The sequence below is a fragment of the Pseudomonas sp. PB103 genome (assembly GCF_009764635.1).
Taxonomy (GTDB): Bacteria; Pseudomonadota; Gammaproteobacteria; order Pseudomonadales; family Pseudomonadaceae; genus Aquipseudomonas.
Genome location: NZ_RWIL01000098.1, coordinates 12,919 through 29,393, shown reverse-complemented (window position 1 = coordinate 29,393; position 16,475 = coordinate 12,919). Strand labels below are relative to the sequence as shown.

Genomic DNA, 16,475 nt, shown 5'->3' with positions numbered 1-16,475 from the left:
TTGCTTAGCCCAGCTCGACCCGGTTGCGCCCTGCATTTTTTGCCCGGTACAGCGCCTGATCGGCTCTTTTCAGCACCAGATCGCTGTGTTCTCCCGCTCGGAAGGACGCCAATCCCATGGAAATGGTGATGGTCACGCGTTCGCCCTTGAAGTGGAACGGGCAAGCTTCGATGGCCGCGCGCAGGGTTTCCAGCAGCTTGGCACCGACTGCCGGTGGCGTGGCCGGCAGCAACAGCACGAACTCTTCCCCGCCGAAACGGGCAATGAAGTCAGTGCCGCGCAGGCGCTTGCGCAGCACGGTGGCGATAATCTTCAACACTTTGTCACCGGCCAGATGACCGTAGTTGTCATTGATCCGTTTGAAGTGATCAAGGTCGAGCATCGCCAGGCTCAAGGTATTGCCGTGTTGTTGCCACTGTTTGATTTCATGCTCAAGGCGCTCGCTCCATGCGGCGCGGTTGGGCAAGCCGGTGAGCGGGTCGATCAGGGCTTTCTGCCGTTGCACTTCAAGGTGCTCGCGGAAACCCTGGGCTTCCTGTTCCATGTGCGCCACGCGTTCGGACAGGCTTTTAAGCCGTGTCGCGACTTCCTGTTCACGGGCATCGCGCTGTTTCTGGTGTTGATCCATGGTGCCGAGCAGGCCTTCGAGGTGATTCTCCAGGACTTGCTTGAGGTCATCCAGATCGGCGGCTTCCTGCACGCTGGTCTGCAAGCCGTCGACCTGCTCGCGAATTTGCGTGTCCATTGCCCGCGCCGCCGAGCTGTTGTCGGCATGGCCTTCACTGGCGGCCTGCAGGTTGCTCTGGAACGCTTCGAGGCGTTCGTTGAGCTGTTGCAGATAGACTTCGAATTCGTGTTGACCGCTGTCGGTAATCGCCAGCATCAAGGTGGCAAGATCGTCGAGGATCGGTATCAGTTCGTACCAGTTCAACCCATGTTGCAAACGTTCGCGCATTGCCTCGGCTTGCGGGCGGTGGCGTTCGGGCAAGGTCAGGTCGTCGAGCAGGCCGATCAGGGTGTCTTCGATGTGCTTGGCCACGGAGCTGTAAGACGGCTCCGGGGAATCCGGCAGGGCGAACAGAATGTCGTGCTCGGACTGCTCCGGGTCGATGGCCGCCAATGCCTGAGCGATAGGTTCGGGCAGCGGCAGGCTGTCGAGAATCAGCGGAACGGGATCGCCGGGGTGGATCAATTCGTCCGGATTGAAGGGGGCGGGTGCAATCGGCGCCGGCGCCTGCGCGAAAACAGGCTCAAGTTCGGGCTCCAGAGGCAGGGCTTCGGTCTCGGCCGGGGTGCTGGGCGCTTCGTTGAGCACGGTCGGCGGGACGAAGGCAACCACTGGCGGTTGCGTTGGAGTCTCGGGTGCGGCTGTCGCTGGTTCGATGGCTGGCGCAGTTTGCTGAACGGGCGGCGTCGTTGTAATCACCTTTTCAGTAGCTGCGACGGGGGCCGTCTGCTCGGGCACTGCTTCGGCTTGCGGCGCAACGGGTGAGGGCGCCGCCGGCACGGACGCGGTCGCCGGAGCTGGTGGTGCTTCTGGGGCTGGGGCGGGCGTTTCTTCGTTTTCCCGGCTGCCAAACAGTCGCTGCAACAATCCCGGACGCCCCGGCTCAGCTGGCGTTTCCAGCTGGCTCAACGCCTTGCCCTGCAAGCCACTCAGTTCGCTGAGCAGCAGCGGCATCTCGCGCGCCTGGCCGACGCGGCCATCCAGTTGTTTGGCGAATTTCTTCAGCGGTTGCGCCACTTCCCGGGGCAACGGCAAGGCCTGCAACTGAGCCACCAGTGAGGTCAGCGCCGTGCTGACCTGATCGATGCGGGTTTCGCGGCGTTGCTCGGAGTCGAGCACGGCTTTTTCCAGGCGCGGCAACAGGGCGGCGAGGCCGGCGTCCATGTCGTCGGTGCGCACCACGTCGCGCATCTCTTTCATGCACTGATCGACGACCTTGTCGGTGCCTTCGGCTGCCAACGTGCTGCGCACCAGCCCGCGACGCAGCAAGTCGAGCCTTGCGGCCCAGCGGCGTTCGAGTTTGTCCTGTTGTTCGATGCTTTTGAGGTACTTCTCTTTCCAGCGCTGGGCTTCGTCGCTCATTCAGGGGTTCCGCGAGGGTCAGGACTCAACGCGGGCAATGCATCGGCCGTGAGCGAACCCGGCAGACGAATCTCTACCGCGACCGGCAGGTGATCGGAAATCGGTTGGGCCAACACTTGGACCCTTTCCAGGGTCAGGGTCGGGCTGAGCAGAATATGATCAAGGCAACGCTGCGGGCGCCAGCTGGGGAACGTCGCTTCCAGCTGTGGGGCCAGCAGGCCAAGATCGCGTAACGGTGAGTGTTGTAGCAGATCGCTGGCGTGGGTGTTCATGTCGCCCATCAACACTTGGTGTTTATAGCCACCAATCAGCTCACGGATATAGGCCAGTTGCAGGCTGCGCGTTCGCGCGCCGAGGGCCAGGTGCATCATCACCACCACCAGTGCCTCCGGACCTTCGCCGAAACGCAGCAGAATCGCGCCACGACCTTTTGGGCCGGGCAAGGGATGATCCTCGATCGCCCACGGCTTCAGGCGGCTGAGCACGCCATTGCTGTGCTGGGCCAGTCGACCGAGGTTGCGATTGAGTTGTTGATACCAGTAGGGGAAGGCGCCGAGGTGGGCCAGGTGTTCGACCTGATTGACGTAGCCCGAACGCAGGCTGCCGCCATCGGCTTCCTGCAGGGCGACCAGATCGAAGTCGCCGAGCAGATCGCCAATCTTTTGCAGATTGCCCGAGCGGCCGTTGTGCGGCAGCAGATGCTGCCAGCTACGCGTCAGGTAATGTCGATAACGCTCGGTGCTGATGCCGACCTGGATATTGAAACTGAGCAGGCGCAGACGCTGGTCCGCGGGCAGGCCCGTTGACGCCAGGTGATGCTCGTTGACCTGCGGATCATGCAGGCCAACGAGGCGTTCAGACTTCCAGCGGCGCATGGCGGTTGCCGCGCTTAGTTGGCAGCAGCCTTGGTTGCCGCTCGCTCTTTGGCGACCAGTTGATCAGCCAGTTGCAGCGCTTGTTCGGCACCACCGGCAGAGCCGATGTCGAAGCGGTACTTGCCGTTGACGATCATGGTTGGCACCCCGGTGATTTCATACTTCTTGGCCAGTTCACGCGCCTTGACGATCTGACCTTTGATGGCGAACGAGTCGAAGGTGGCGAGGAACTTGTCCTTGTCCACGCCTTGGGTGGCGAGGAAGTCAGCCATGTCGTTCTTGTCGGTCAGCTTTTTGTGTTGTTTCTGGATTGCTTCGAAAACCGCTGCGTGAACCTTGTGCTCGACACCCATGGCTTCCAGGGTCAGGAACATTTGGCCGTGAGCGTCCCACGGGCCGCCGAACATCGCCGGAATTCGCACGAAGTTGACGTCCTTGGGCAGTTTTTCAACCCATGGGTTGATTACCGGCTCGAAGGCGTAGCAGTGCGGGCAGCCGTACCAGAACAGCTCGACCACTTCGATCTTGCCAGGCTCTGCAACCGGAACCGGATTGGCCAGTTCCACGTAAGGGGCGGCAGGGGCTTCGGCGGCTTGAGCGGTCACGCCGAACAGGCTGGCAGCGACGAGAGCGGCGCTGATGATCAGATTACGCATGCTTTACTCCTGGACAATTTTGGTCGCCTCGCGCGACCTGTTTTCAGACAGATCCTGGCGGGCATGAGTTCTGTAGTGTAACGGCAGCGGCCACAAAAAAGGGCGGCCAAAGCCACCCTTTTTATACTTGCTGCGACGGATTAATCGAGCGTTAACATTGCCGGAGATATCAACGCCTGCATTGAATCACGCAACACCCCTGTAGGAGCTGCCGAAGGCTGCGATCTTTTGATCTTCAGCCCCGCTCAACGCCTGATACGACGCGCTTAGTGCAGACCCTGAATATAGCTGGAGACCGCCGCGATATCTTCGTCGCTGAGGCGTTTGGCGATAGTCTGCATGGTCATGGTGTCGCCGTCATTGGTGCGGCCACCTTCTTCCTTGCGGAAATCGGTCAGTTGCTTGGCGATGTATTGAGCGTGTTGGCCGCCCAGGTGCGGGAAGCCGGCAGCGCCGTTGCCGGCACCGTTCGGCGAGTGGCAACCGGTGCAGGCGGGCAGGCCTTTGGCGAGGTTGCCGCCACGGAACAGTGCTTCACCGCGAGCGACGATCTTCGGATCGGCGGCGCCGACGCTGCCTTTCTGGCTGGCGAAGTAGGCGGCGATGTCGGCCAGATCCTGATCGCTCAGGTTGGTCAGCAGCCCGGTCATTTCCAGAACGGTGCGCTTGCCCGACTTGATGTCGTGCAGTTGCTTGGTCAGGTAGCGTTCACCTTGACCGGCCAGTTTTGGAAAGTTTGGCGCCATGCTGTTGCCGTCCGGGCCATGGCAGGCTCCGCAAACGGCGGCTTTTGCCTGGCCCGCTGCGGCATCACCGGCAGCATGGGCGAAGCCTGAAATTCCCACGGTCAACAGCAGACTCACGATCAATTTGTTCATCAGCTAATCCAACTACGGCTAAGGGTTAAGTTATGGACCGGGCTTACTCGCGCTCATCCAAAGGATGATGGCTTGGTAATCCTCGGCACTGCAGTCCATGCACAAACCACGCGGCGGCATCGCCTTGAAACCCTGGGTCACGTGTTGCACCAGCGTCCCCATACCTTTCGCCAACCTCGGCGTCCAAGCTTCCTGATCGCCTCTTTCGGGCGCCATGGGTAGTTGGCCGGAATGACAGGCACCACAAACACGGTTGTACACGGCTTCCGGATCCTGTGTAGCCTGTGCGCTGTAAAGCGGCATCAAGACTCCGGCAGCCAGCAGCCATTTCGTCATAAAACGACCTTTTCAGGGTTGAGAGCGTTCTGCGTTCTAATGCGCAATCAAAGTCTGTCGCTCTCGTGAACTTCATCCTTCGCTGGGACAAAGCACACACAAAATCTGCGGCATTATATACTGGCGTCACTGAAACGGAAGCGACACCGCGTTCCGCGCCCAATCCCGGCGCCGCCCACATCGGAAATCCCATGCAACTCAAGAATCCCATCCTCGGCCTGTGCCAACAGTCCACATTCATGCTCAGTGCCGCCAAAGTCGATCAATGCCCTGACGACGAAGGCTTCGAAGTAGCGTTTGCCGGCCGTTCCAACGCCGGTAAATCCAGCGCGCTGAACACATTGACTCACGCCAGCCTGGCGCGCACCTCGAAAACTCCGGGTCGCACACAGCTGTTGAACTTCTTCAAGCTAGACGAAGATCGCCGTCTGGTCGACCTGCCGGGCTACGGTTACGCAAAAGTACCGATCCCGCTGAAGATGCACTGGCAGCGTCACCTTGAGGCTTACCTCGGTGGCCGCGAGAGTTTGAAGGGTTTGATTCTGATGATGGACATCCGTCATCCAATGACCGACTTCGACCTGCTGATGCTCGACTGGGCCGTTGCGGCCGGCATGCCGATGCACATCCTGCTGACCAAGGCCGACAAACTGACCTACGGCGCAGCCAAGAACACCCTGCTCAAAGTCCAGTCGGAAATCCGTAAAGGCTGGGGCGACCTGGTCACCATCCAACTCTTCTCCGCGCCAAAACGCATGGGCCTGGAAGAGGCCTACACTGTATTGGCAGGCTGGATGGAACTCGCAGACAAAGGCGCCGAGGCGGCAGCCGAGTAAGTCGGGATATGGAAATTTGTTTGTATTGTGCTCAGGCAAGGCGAAAGCACGGTGAAAAGCGGCCGGGGTCGCGCTCGACTTTAGGGTACCTAAATGAGCATTTTTAGCTGTGCTTTCAACGCAGCATGAGCGCGCTACAGACAAATTTTGGGCAAAAAAAGCCCCGGATTTCATTGGGGAGGGAGAAATTCCGGGGTTTAAGTTCCGAACCGCTAGGGCGGGGTTCAGATATCTGCCAACACTTAACACAACATAGGAGCATTGAAGGGCTTCACCAGCCATTCAATAACTCTGAGTAGTGTCCTTCCAGATTAGTTCAGATTTTTTTCAAAAAGCTTTGGAATAATCTCAAGCGCTTTTCGAAATAAGCAGGTTTTATCGGGCTTGCCGCGACAACAGGTCGCGGCAAATCGTGTTCAAAAGGCTCAGTGTGCCTCATCCCAATTGTTGCCTACACCCACTTCGACCAGCAGCGGTACATCCAGTTTCGCCGCTTCGCTCATGTGCACGCGAATTTCGGCGCTGACCTGCTCGATCAGATCCTCGCGAACCTCCAGAACCAGTTCATCGTGTACCTGCAGGATGACTCTGGCATCCAGCCCGGACGTCGCCAGCCATTCATCCACCGCGACCATGGCTTTCTTGATGATGTCGGCAGCCGTGCCTTGCATCGGCGCGTTGATCGCCGTGCGCTCAGCGGCGGCGCGTTCTTGCGGTTTGTTCGAGTTGATCTCCGGCAAATACAGACGACGACCGAAGAACGTCTCTACATAACCCTGATCCGCCGCCTGCGCGCGGGTGCGGTCCATGTACTCGCGAACCCCCGGATAACGGGCGAAGTAGGTGTCGATGTAAGCCTTGGCAGTCTTGGTGTCGACGCCAATGTCCTTGCCGAGCTTCTGTGCGCCCATGCCGTAGATCAAACCGAAGTTGATCGCCTTGGCGCCACGACGCTGATCGGAGCTCACTTCGTTGAGTTCGACCTTGAACACTTCGGCAGCGGTGGCGGTGTGCACGTCCAGATTGTTGCGGAAGGCATTCATCAGGCCTTCGTCTTTGGACAGGTGCGCCATGATCCGCAACTCGATCTGCGAATAGTCCGCCGCCAGCAGTTTGTAGCCTTTCGGCGCGACGAACGCCTGACGGATACGGCGGCCTTCAGCGGTACGCACCGGGATGTTCTGCAGGTTGGGATCACTGGAAGACAAGCGACCGGTCGACGCCACAGCCTGGTGATACGAAGTGTGGATACGCCCGGTGCGCGGGTTGATCTGCTCTGGCAAGCGATCGGTGTAAGTGCTTTTCAGCTTGCTCATCGAGCGGTGCTCCATCAGCACCTTCGGCAAGCGGTGATCGTCTTCGGCGAGCTTCGCCAGCACTTCTTCAGCGGTAGACGGCTGACCCTTGGCGGTCTTCTTCAGTACCGGCAGACCGAGCTTCTCGTAGAGAATCACGCCCAGTTGCTTCGGCGAGCCGAGGTTGAATTCTTCCCCGGCGATCTCGAACGCTTCGCGCTCCAGCGCGACCATTTTGTTGCCCAGCTCGATGCTCTGAATGCCGAGCAGCTCCGCGTCAACGAACGCGCCTTGGCGTTCGATGCGTGCGAGAACCGGCACCAACGGGATTTCGATGTCGGTCAGCACGCTGGCCAGACTCGGGATGGCGCTGAGCTTTTCGAACAAAGTCTGGTGCAAACGCAACGTGATGTCAGCGTCTTCGGCGGCGTACGGCCCGGCCTGTTCCAAGGCGATCTGGTCGAAGGTCAGCTGCTTGGCGCCTTTGCCGGCGATGTCCTGGAAGCTCACGGTGGTGTGATCCAGGTACTTTTGCGCAAGGCTGTCCATGTCGTGGCGGGTGGCGGTGGAGTTGAGCACGTAGGACTCAAGCATCGTGTCGAAGGCGATGCCGCGCACGGTGATGCCTTGGCTCTGATCGCCACCGATAGCGCAGTTGGCCAGGATATTCATGTCGAACTTGGCGTGCTGGCCGACCTTGAGCTTGCTCGGATCTTCCAGAATCGGCTTGAGTGCACGCAGCACGGTGTCGCGATCCAGTTGCTCCGGCACGCCGATGTAGGAGTGGGTCAGCGGAATGTATGCGGCCTCGTTGGCCTGCACGGCGAACGACAGACCGACCAGTTGCGCCTGCTGCGCATCGATGCCGGTGGTTTCGGTGTCGAAGGCGAACAGCTTGGCGTTATTGAGTTTTTCCAGCCAGACGTCGAAACGTGCCTGATCGAGGATGGTTTCGTACGCCGCTTCAGTCGAAGCGGCAGGCGCTTCGGCTTCTGGCGCGCTGAACAGATCGCCAGCCGGTGCAGGCTCGCTGGCCGCGCTCAATTCCAGGCGTTTGGCGTCGCGATCCAGATCATTGATCCAGCTTTTGAATTCCAGCAGCGAGTACAACTCGTAGAGCTTGGCCGGGTCTTCCGCGCCCATTTGCAGATCATCGAGCTCAACGTCCAGCGGCACGTCGATCTTGATCGTCGCCAGTTGATAGGAGAGGAATGCCATTTCCTTATGTTCTTCGAGCTTGGCCGGCAGGGTTTTCGCGCCGCGAATCGGCAGGGTCGGGACGATGTCGAGATTGGCGTACAGCTCGGTCAAGCCGCCGTTGACGCCCACCAGCAGGCCGGACGCGGTCTTCGGGCCGATGCCCGGAACGCCTGGAATGTTGTCGGACGAATCGCCCATCAACGCCAGATAATCGATGATCTGCTCCGGTGCGACGCCGAATTTCTCCTTCACGCCTTCCACGTCCATCGAGCTACCGGACATGGTGTTGACCAAGGTAATGTGGCCGTCGACCAGTTGCGCCATGTCCTTGTCGCCGGTGGAGATGACCACCGGGCGATCCGCCGCCGCGCTGCTGCGGGCGAGGGTGCCGATAACGTCGTCGGCCTCGACGCCTTCCACGCACAGCAGCGGGAAACCGAGGGCGATCACGCTCTGGTGTAGCGGCTCGATCTGCACGCGCATGTCGTCGGGCATGCTTGGGCGATTGGCTTTGTATTCGGCGTACATCTCATCGCGAAATGTCCCACCCTTGGCGTCGAACACCACGGCGAACGGGCTGTCCGGGTACTGCTTGCGCAGACTCTTGAGCATGTTCAGCACGCCTTTGACCGCACCGGTCGGCAGGCCTTTGGAAGTGGTCAGTGGTGGCAGCGCGTGAAACGCGCGGTACAGGTAAGACGAACCGTCCACCAGGACGAGGGGGGCTTGGCTCATGAGCAGGATCAACCTTTTCGGCGGGTCCGGCGCTAGAATAGCGGGACCGTTGACGACAAAGGGACAAGGTTATCATGCGTACGTTAAATCGCTTGCTGCTGGTCGGTCTGATTGCTGCCTCACCGTTGGCCGCGATGGCGGCGGATGATGCGCCCGCCTCGGAGCCGGAAGTTACGATCAACACGCACACGGAAGGCGACAAGGTCATCCAGGAATACAGTCGCAGTGGCTTCGTCTATGCGATCAAGGTCACGCCAAAGGGTGGCAAACCGTATTTCCTGGTGCGCGCCGATGGCACGGACGCGAACTACATTCGCTCCGACCAGCCGGATATGCTGATTCCGTCGTGGGAAATCTTTACCTGGAAGTAAGTTTCCCGACTTTTAATCGGCGTCGCCTGACCGCGACGCCTGAACTGAGCAGTTTTTAACCATGTCTGTGTTCACTCCCCTGGCTCGGCCCGAGCTGGAAACCTTTCTCGCCCCTTACGGGCTTGGCCGTCTGCTTGATTTCCAGGGGATCGCCGCCGGCAGCGAAAACACCAATTTCTTTATCAGCCTGGAGCAGGGCGAATTCGTCCTGACTCTGGTCGAGCGCGGCCCGGTGCAGGAGATGCCGTTTTTCATCGACCTGCTCGACGTGCTGCACGAAGCCGACTTGCCGGTGCCTTACGCGTTGCGCACCACTGACGGCGTGGCGTTGCGTGAGCTGAAAGGCAAGCCGGCGCTGCTGCAACCGCGCCTGTCCGGCAAGCACATCAAAATCGCTAATGCCCAGCATTGCGCGCAGGTCGGCGAGTTGCAGGCGCACCTGCACCTGGCGACGCAGGGCGAGCGCATGATCAAGCGCAAGACCGATCGTGGCCTGGACTGGATGCTGGAAGAGGGCAGCGAATTTCTCTCGCACCTGAGCGATGAGCCGCGTGCCTTGCTGCAAAAGGCGCTGGATGAAATCACTGAGCGCAAAGACAAGATTCTCGCGCTGCCTCGGGCGAACATTCATGCCGACCTGTTTCGCGATAACGCGATGTTCGAAGGCACGCACCTGACCGGTTTGATCGACTTCTACAACGCCTGCTCGGGGCCGATGCTGTACGACGTGGCGATTGCCTTGAATGACTGGTGCTCGGACGAGCACGGTTTGCTCGATGGCCCGCGTGCCCGCGCATTCCTTGGCGCTTATGCGGCGCTGCGCCCGTTCACCGCGGCGGAGGCTGAGTTGTGGCCGACGATGCTGCGCGTGGCGTGTGTGCGGTTCTGGCTGTCGCGGTTGATTGCGGCGGAGCAGTTTGCCGGGCAGGACGTGTTGATTCACGATCCGCGGGAATTTGAGCAGCGCTTGGCGCAGCGGCAGCAGGTGCACACACCGTTGCCTTTCGCGCTTTAAGATCAAAAGATCGCAGCCTCCGGCAGCTCCTACATGGAATCACCTGTAGGAGCTGCCGAAGGCTCGGGCCGCGTTCGGACGATCTTTTTCTATGGGTTTACAGAGATTCCAGGCACCCGGCCAGATCGTTACCCAACTTCTCCAACACCTGCTCATACCCCTGAGCCGTCGCCGGTGTATACCCGCCCAACGCATCCAGCTCAGCCAGTTTCACTGGCAGGCCAGCGACCAATGTCTCCGCCAGACGCGGACGCAACGGTGGCTCGCTGAATACACAGGTTTTGCCGACTTCCTGCAAACGCTTGCGCATTGCCGCGACATGCTGCGCGCCCGGTTGCACTTCGGCGGCCACGCTGAACACCCCGGTGTGCTTCAGGCCGTAAGCCTCTTCAAAGTAATCAAACGCCTCGTGAAAGACGAAGTACGGCTTGCCTTCAACACTGGCCAGACGCTGCTTCAAACGCTGATCCAGCGCATCCAGACGCGCGTCAAACGCCTTGGCATTGCTCTGATAACGCTCGGCGTTGGCCGGGTCGGCAGCGCTCAAGTCTGCCGCCATCTTGTCGGCAATTACCCGCGCATTGACCGGCGACAACCACAAATGCGCATCCAGCGTGCCCGGACGGTGGTCGTGATCATGCTCGTCGGCCTCTTCCGCGTGGGAGTGGCTGTCTTCAGCAAAGCGCCGCAGTTTCATCCCTGGCAGATCCTGCACGGCGACGCTCGGCAGCGTACGACCATTCAGCACGCGCGGCAGGAAACCTTCCATGTCCGGGCCAATCCAGTAGAGCAGATCGACCGATTGCACCTTCCGTACGTCGGATGGCCGCAGCGCGTAATTGTGCGGCGACGCACCCGGCGGCAGGAGCACTTCGGGAATCGCCACACCGTCCTGCACGGCCGCTGCAATCAGCTGCAACGGTTTGATGCTGGTGAGGACTTTGACCTCGGCCTGAGCCGAACCGATCAACAGAAAACTGGCGACAAAAGCCACAAAAACAGAAAAAAGTCGGGACACGATGACCACTCAAGGAGGCGAGAACGGGTAACATAATAACGTCTCTATCAAAACTCGTCGCCGCCCATGCCTATTACACCGATTGCCAGCCGTCCCCACGACCACTCTCATTGCGTGCACAGCGCTTTGTCCGAGGCCGATACCTTGTGCGCCCAGAAAGGCTTGCGCCTGACCGCGTTGCGCCGCCGGGTGCTGGAACTGGTGTGGCAGAGCCACAAACCGCTGGGCGCCTACGACATCCTCGCCGTGCTCAGCGAGCAGGACGGCCGCCGCGCCGCGCCGCCAACCGTGTACCGCGCGCTGGATTTCCTGTTGGAAAACGGCCTGGTACACCGCATCTCTTCGCTGAACGCCTTCGTCGGCTGCGTCCATCCCGAGCATGCGCATCAGGGCCAGTTCCTGATCTGCCGCGATTGCCACGCCGCCATCGAACTTGAGCAAAAAGTGATCAGCGACGCGATCATCAACAGCGCCAAAGACGTCGGTTTCATCGTCGAAGCACAAACCGTCGAAGTCGTCGGCCTGTGCTCCGGTTGCCAGGGGGCTTGATGAGCAATGCGCTGATCCGTCTGGAACAGGTCGCCGTCACGTTTGCCGGGCAGACCGTGCTGGACAACATCGAGCTGAGCGTCGAGCCGGGGCAGATCGTCACCCTGATCGGCCCCAACGGCGCCGGCAAGACCACGCTTGTGCGCGCCGTGCTCGGGCTGTTGAAGCCGGACAGCGGCAGTGTCTGGCGCAAGCCGAAGCTGCGTGTCGGCTATATGCCGCAAAAACTTCACGTCGATCCGACCTTGCCGCTGTCGGTGCTGCGCTTTCTGCGCCTGGTCCCGGGCGTTGACCGTCCGCGTGCGCTGGCGGCGCTGAAAGAAGTTGGCGCCGAACACGTCATCGACAGCCCGGTGCAAAGCGTTTCCGGCGGTGAAATGCAGCGCGTGCTGCTCGCTCGAGCGCTACTGCGCGAACCTGAATTGCTGGTACTCGATGAGCCGGTGCAGGGCGTCGATGTCGCCGGGCAAGCCGAGCTGTACAGCCTGATCACCCGTCTGCGCGATCGCCATGGTTGCGGCGTGTTGATGGTGTCCCACGATTTGCATCTGGTAATGAGCACCACCGACCAGGTGGTCTGCCTCAACCGTCACGTCTGCTGCTCCGGGCATCCCGAGCAGGTCAGCGGCGATCCGGCGTTTGTCGAGCTGTTCGGCAAGAACGCGCAGAGCCTGGCGGTTTATCACCACCATCACGACCACGCCCACGACCTGCACGGTTCGGTGGTCAAAGGGCCGGTTATTGGCCAACCTCACGTTCACGGAGACAACTGCAAGCATGGCTGATTTTCTGTTGTATGCCCTGCTTGCAGGTCTGGCGCTGGCACTGGTGGCCGGGCCGCTCGGTTCGTTTGTGGTCTGGCGGCGCATGGCTTATTTCGGCGACACCTTGTCCCACGCCGCGTTGCTCGGTGTGGCTTTGGGCTTTTTGCTGGATGTCAGCCCGACGGTCGCGGTCACCGTAGGCTGCCTGCTGCTGGCGGTGCTTTTGGTGACCTTGCAACAGCGCCAACCGCTGGCGTCTGACACGCTGTTGGGAATTCTCGCACCGAGCACGCTCTCTCTCGGCCTGGTGGTACTAAGCTTCATGCATGAAGTGCGGATCGACCTGATGGCCTATCTGTTCGGCGACTTGCTGGCGATCAGCCCGACCGACCTGGCGTGGATTCTCGGCGGCAGCGCGGCGGTGCTGGTGTTGCTGGTGACATTGTGGCGGCCATTGCTGGCGATCACCGTGCATGAAGAGCTGGCCAAGGTCGAAGGCTTGCCGGTTGCAGGTCTGCGCATGGCGCTGATGTTGTTGATTGCGGTGGTGATCGCGGTGGCGATGAAAATCGTCGGTGTGTTGCTGATTACTTCACTGCTGATCATTCCGGCGGCTGCGGCACAACGTCACGCCCGCTCGCCGGAGCAGATGGCGGTGGGCGCGAGCCTGCTGGGCATGCTCGCCGTGTGTGGCGGGCTGGCACTGTCGTGGTTCAAGGACACCCCGGCCGGGCCGTCAATCGTTGTGACGGCGGCCGCACTGTTTCTGTTGAGTTTTGTTCTGCCCCGTCGTGGGGTGTAGACTTGGCCGCTTTTTGCGCAAATAGAGAGTCGCAGGAATGAAGCCGTTCGCCTCCCGTTATCTGCTCCTTGTCGCATTTTCAGTGCTGCTGGGCGCCTGCCAAAGCACGCCGCCGGTGGCCGAAGTCCCCGATGCGCGGGCTACGGCCATCGCACAGCTGGAGCAAAGCCTGGCCAGCAGCGAACTGGCCACCGCTGAAGACCAATTGGCTGCTTTGCAGAAAGAAACGCCAAACGACCAATCCCTTGAGCAATACCAGCGGCAGCTTGCCGAAGCGTATCTGCGTCGCAGCCAGATCGTGCTGCAAAAGGGTGATGTGAATGCCGCCGCCACAGCGTTGAGTCGTGCCCGCGTGCTGATGCCGAAAGCGCCGGCGCTGACCGGTGGCGTCAATGGCGCTATCACTGAAGCGCGCAAGGCTGAGCTGGAAAAGGCTGAAGCGGCGCTGCTGGCGGCCGAAGCCAAGCCGAAAGCCAAGGTGATCGATCCGACTGCCGAGAGCACCACGGTTGCGTTGAATATCACTGATAGCCGCAAACTTCGCCGGCAACTGGATGCGATCGCCGCCGATGTGGTGAATTATGACTGTGGGGTGACGATTCAGGCGCCACGAACGAATGACTATCCTTGGTTGGCGACGTTGCTGACCAAGCGGGTCAAGAAATTGAATCCGGATTTTGATCTGAAGATTGTGAAACAGACCGTGCGCACGGTGCCTGCGCAGATAGTTTTGAGTCCGCGTAAACCGTAAAAAGATCGCAGCCTGCGGCAGCTCCTACACATTCATTCCCTGTAGGAGCTGCCGAAGGCTGCGATCTTTTGCTTTTTAAGCCGGAATGGCTTTCGCCTTAGGCTCACGATCCCAAACCCGATGCTGCCCGATCGCCGCAAAGAACGGTTTGGTCAACGCACCCACATCCTTGCCCTCCAGCAGCCCGGCATCTTTCTCCAGCTTCAACACATCCAGCAACTGCTTGGCTTCGCCCTGCAACGCAATCGCCTTCAAGTGCTTGTAAGCCTCCAGCACGTAATGCAACGCCACGCCGTCGCCGCTCAGCGCCTTGACCGACGCCGCGCCACCCGGCACAAACACCGCGTCAAAGATCACTGACGGCATGCCTTCCATCGAAGCGTCCACGGGCAGGCTTTTGCCGTCCGCCGTTTTCACCGGCGCCGAAGTCGGCCCCAGCAACTTGGCATGCGCACCTTCAGCCGCCAATGCTTTCTTCATCGCATCAATCGCCGCACCATCGACGCCGTCAGCAGCAAGAATCGCCACTTTTCGCGTTTTGATGTTTTCCGGCAGCAGATTCGCCTGGCTCAGTGCTGGCGAGTGATCGAACGACACCTTGCGCGCATCCACCGTGCCTTTGGCAGGCGCAGGCAGACCCAGATTAGCCGCTACACGCTTGGCCAGTTCCAGATCGATGTTGGCCAGAATCTCGTTCACCTCCCGCGCACGGATGAACTCACGTTCAACCTTGCCCAGCTCGAAGCTGTAGGCGGCAATGATGTGCTCTTTCTCATGGTCGCTCATGCTGTTGAAGAACAACGTCGCCTGGGAGAAATGGTCGCTGAACGATTCGCTGCGCTGGCGGATCTTGTTCGCATCGATGCGTTCCGGATAACTCTCGAAACCACCGTCCTGCGCGGCCGGCGGTGTCTCTTTCGGCCAGCCGCCATCAATCGAGTTCGGCTCGTAAGAGGCACGCCCCTTATCGATCACCGTGCGGTGCTGCGCATCGCGCTGACCGTTGTGGAACGGCGCCACCGGGCGGTTGATCGGCAGCTCATGAAAGTTCGGCCCACCGAGTCGGCTGATTTGCGTATCGGTGTAGGAAAACAGCCGACCTTGCAGCAGCGGGTCGTTGGAGAAGTCGATGCCCGGCACGATGTGGCCAGGGCAGAACGCAACCTGCTCGGTCTCGGCAAAGAAGTTGTCCGGATTGCGGTTCAAGGTCATTTTGCCCAGCGGCGTGATCGGCACGATTTCTTCGGGGATCAGCTTGGTCGGGTCGAGGATGTCGAAATCGAAGTCGTGCTCGTTTTCCTCCTCGATGATCTGTACGCCGAGTTCCCATTCCGGGTAATCGCCCATCTCGATCGCTTCCCAGAGGTCGCGACGGTGGTAGTCGGTGTCTTTACCGGCAAGCTTCTGCGCCTCGTCCCAGACCAGCGAGCAAGTGCCGGCAGTAGGGCGCCAGTGGAATTTGACGAAGCGCGATTTGCCCTCGGCGTTGATCAGCCGGAAGGTGTGCACGCCGAAGCCCTGCATGCTGCGCAGGCTTTTCGGAATCGCGCGGTCGGACATCGCCCAGATGACCATGTGCGCCGATTCCGGCACCAGCGAGACGAAATCCCAGAAGGTGTCGTGAGCAGAGCCACCGGTGGGGATTTCATTGTGCGGCTCGGGTTTCACCGCGTGGACGAAGTCGGGAAACTTGATCGCGTCCTGAATGAAAAACACCGGCATGTTATTGCCGACCAGGTCGAAGTTGCCTTCATCGGTGAAGAACTTCACCGCGAAGCCACGCACGTCGCGTACGGTATCGCCGGAACCACGCGGGCCCTGCACCGTGGAAAAGCGCACGAACACCGGCGTCTTTTTCCCCGGATCCTGTAGGAAACCGGCCTTGGTTAGCGTCGAATGGTTCTCGTAGGCCTGAAAGAAACCATGCGCGCCAGTGCCGCGCGCGTGGACGATGCGCTCCGGGATGCGCTCATGGTCAAAATGCGTGATCTTTTCCCGCATGATGAAGTCTTCAAGCAGCGACGGCCCGCGCGGTCCGGCCTTGAGGGTGTTCTGGTTGTCAGCAACCTTGACCCCCTGGTTGGTGCGCAGGGCCTGGCCGGTGGCGTCGGAGCGAAATTTTTCCAGGCTGTCGAGTTTGGCGTTGGTGTTGGCGCGATCCGGGGTATCGGTTCCGGCCATCTGGCTTTTATCGGTCGTAGGCTTCTTGCTCATCAGTCGTAAACTCCTCGGTTGACCCCGATGCTTACCGGGGACTCTTGAGTGGTTCCCAGGCACGGCACCCAGGGTTTTCAAGTCGCTTAAC

The 16,475-nt window shown here is 60.2% G+C and carries 15 protein-coding genes; 7 read left to right on the top strand and 8 right to left on the bottom strand.

All coding sequences use genetic code 11. From position 1 onward, the window contains the following. Window positions 1-4: 4 nt before the first annotated feature. The 5 genes from EJA70_RS17465 to EJA70_RS17445 all read right to left on the bottom strand — a co-directional run bounded on the left by EJA70_RS17465 (window position 5) and on the right by EJA70_RS17445 (window position 4,834). Window positions 5-2,089: a GGDEF domain-containing protein gene (locus tag EJA70_RS17465; RefSeq protein WP_158832310.1), complete on the bottom strand. Its 2,085-nt coding sequence runs from the start codon at window positions 2,087-2,089 to the stop codon at window positions 5-7. Then, window positions 2,086-2,964 (bottom strand): endonuclease/exonuclease/phosphatase family protein, encoded by an 879-nt coding sequence (locus EJA70_RS17460; protein WP_158832308.1) that lies wholly within the window; start codon window positions 2,962-2,964, stop codon window positions 2,086-2,088. Before EJA70_RS17460 ends, EJA70_RS17465 begins: the two co-directional genes overlap by 4 nt. Window positions 2,965-2,978: 14 nt before the next feature. After that, complete coding sequence (dsbA, locus tag EJA70_RS17455) at window positions 2,979-3,620, bottom strand: thiol:disulfide interchange protein DsbA (protein WP_008081242.1); 642 nt, start codon at window positions 3,618-3,620, stop codon at window positions 2,979-2,981. A gap of 266 nt (window positions 3,621-3,886) precedes the next feature. Continuing rightward, entirely contained in the window at window positions 3,887-4,498 is a 612-nt protein-coding gene (locus tag EJA70_RS17450) for a cytochrome c (RefSeq protein WP_158832306.1), read from the bottom strand. Between the two features lie 30 nt (window positions 4,499-4,528). After that, on the bottom strand, window positions 4,529-4,834 hold the full coding sequence (locus EJA70_RS17445) for a cytochrome c5 family protein (RefSeq protein WP_045123119.1): 306 nt from the start codon (window positions 4,832-4,834) through the stop codon (window positions 4,529-4,531). Between the two features lie 191 nt (window positions 4,835-5,025). Here EJA70_RS17445 and yihA point away from each other — a divergent pair, with 191 nt between their 5' ends. Further along, window positions 5,026-5,670, top strand: a complete 645-nt coding sequence (gene yihA / locus EJA70_RS17440; protein ID WP_008081236.1) for a ribosome biogenesis GTP-binding protein YihA/YsxC — start codon at window positions 5,026-5,028, stop codon at window positions 5,668-5,670. A 425-nt stretch (window positions 5,671-6,095) separates the two neighbouring features. On the opposite strand, the gene polA is transcribed toward yihA, so the two are convergent. Next, window positions 6,096-8,900: a DNA polymerase I gene (polA, locus tag EJA70_RS17435; protein ID WP_158832304.1), complete on the bottom strand. Its 2,805-nt coding sequence runs from the start codon at window positions 8,898-8,900 to the stop codon at window positions 6,096-6,098. A 74-nt stretch (window positions 8,901-8,974) separates the two neighbouring features. Here polA and EJA70_RS17430 point away from each other — a divergent pair, with 74 nt between their 5' ends. Together EJA70_RS17430 and EJA70_RS17425 are read left to right on the top strand one after the other, a co-directional pair. Next, on the top strand, window positions 8,975-9,271 hold the full coding sequence (locus EJA70_RS17430; protein WP_008081231.1) for a DUF2782 domain-containing protein: 297 nt from the start codon (window positions 8,975-8,977) through the stop codon (window positions 9,269-9,271). Window positions 9,272-9,332: 61 nt separating this feature from the next. Then, window positions 9,333-10,286 (top strand): homoserine kinase, encoded by a 954-nt coding sequence (locus EJA70_RS17425; RefSeq protein ID WP_158832302.1) that lies wholly within the window; start codon window positions 9,333-9,335, stop codon window positions 10,284-10,286. A 97-nt stretch (window positions 10,287-10,383) separates the two neighbouring features. On the opposite strand, the gene EJA70_RS17420 is transcribed toward EJA70_RS17425, so the two are convergent. Continuing rightward, window positions 10,384-11,304 carry a zinc ABC transporter substrate-binding protein ZnuA gene (locus EJA70_RS17420; RefSeq protein ID WP_122660360.1) on the bottom strand — a complete coding sequence of 307 codons (921 nt, stop codon included), beginning with the start codon at window positions 11,302-11,304 and terminating at the stop codon, window positions 10,384-10,386. 66 nt (window positions 11,305-11,370) lie between these two features. Here EJA70_RS17420 and EJA70_RS17415 point away from each other — a divergent pair, with 66 nt between their 5' ends. From EJA70_RS17415 to EJA70_RS17400, 4 genes are read left to right on the top strand one after another with little or no spacing between them, the layout of a single operon-like run. Next, complete coding sequence (locus EJA70_RS17415; RefSeq protein WP_007911760.1) at window positions 11,371-11,853, top strand: Fur family transcriptional regulator; 483 nt, start codon at window positions 11,371-11,373, stop codon at window positions 11,851-11,853. After that, window positions 11,853-12,638, top strand: a complete 786-nt coding sequence (gene znuC / locus EJA70_RS17410) for a zinc ABC transporter ATP-binding protein ZnuC (RefSeq protein ID WP_008081224.1) — start codon at window positions 11,853-11,855, stop codon at window positions 12,636-12,638. The genes EJA70_RS17415 and znuC overlap by 1 nt, the downstream gene beginning before the upstream one ends. Then, window positions 12,631-13,419, top strand: a complete 789-nt coding sequence (znuB, locus tag EJA70_RS17405) for a zinc ABC transporter permease subunit ZnuB (RefSeq protein WP_008081222.1) — start codon at window positions 12,631-12,633, stop codon at window positions 13,417-13,419. Before znuC ends, znuB begins: the two co-directional genes overlap by 8 nt. 37 nt (window positions 13,420-13,456) lie before the next feature. Further along, the gene (locus tag EJA70_RS17400) at window positions 13,457-14,170 is read left to right on the top strand and encodes a PA5502 family lipoprotein (RefSeq protein WP_158832300.1); all 714 of its coding nucleotides are present in this window, start codon (window positions 13,457-13,459) and stop codon (window positions 14,168-14,170) included. 75 nt (window positions 14,171-14,245) lie between these two features. On the opposite strand, the gene katE is transcribed toward EJA70_RS17400, so the two are convergent. Further along, complete coding sequence (gene katE, locus EJA70_RS17395) at window positions 14,246-16,387, bottom strand: catalase HPII (protein WP_158832342.1); 2,142 nt, start codon at window positions 16,385-16,387, stop codon at window positions 14,246-14,248. Window positions 16,388-16,475 lie beyond the last annotated feature (88 nt).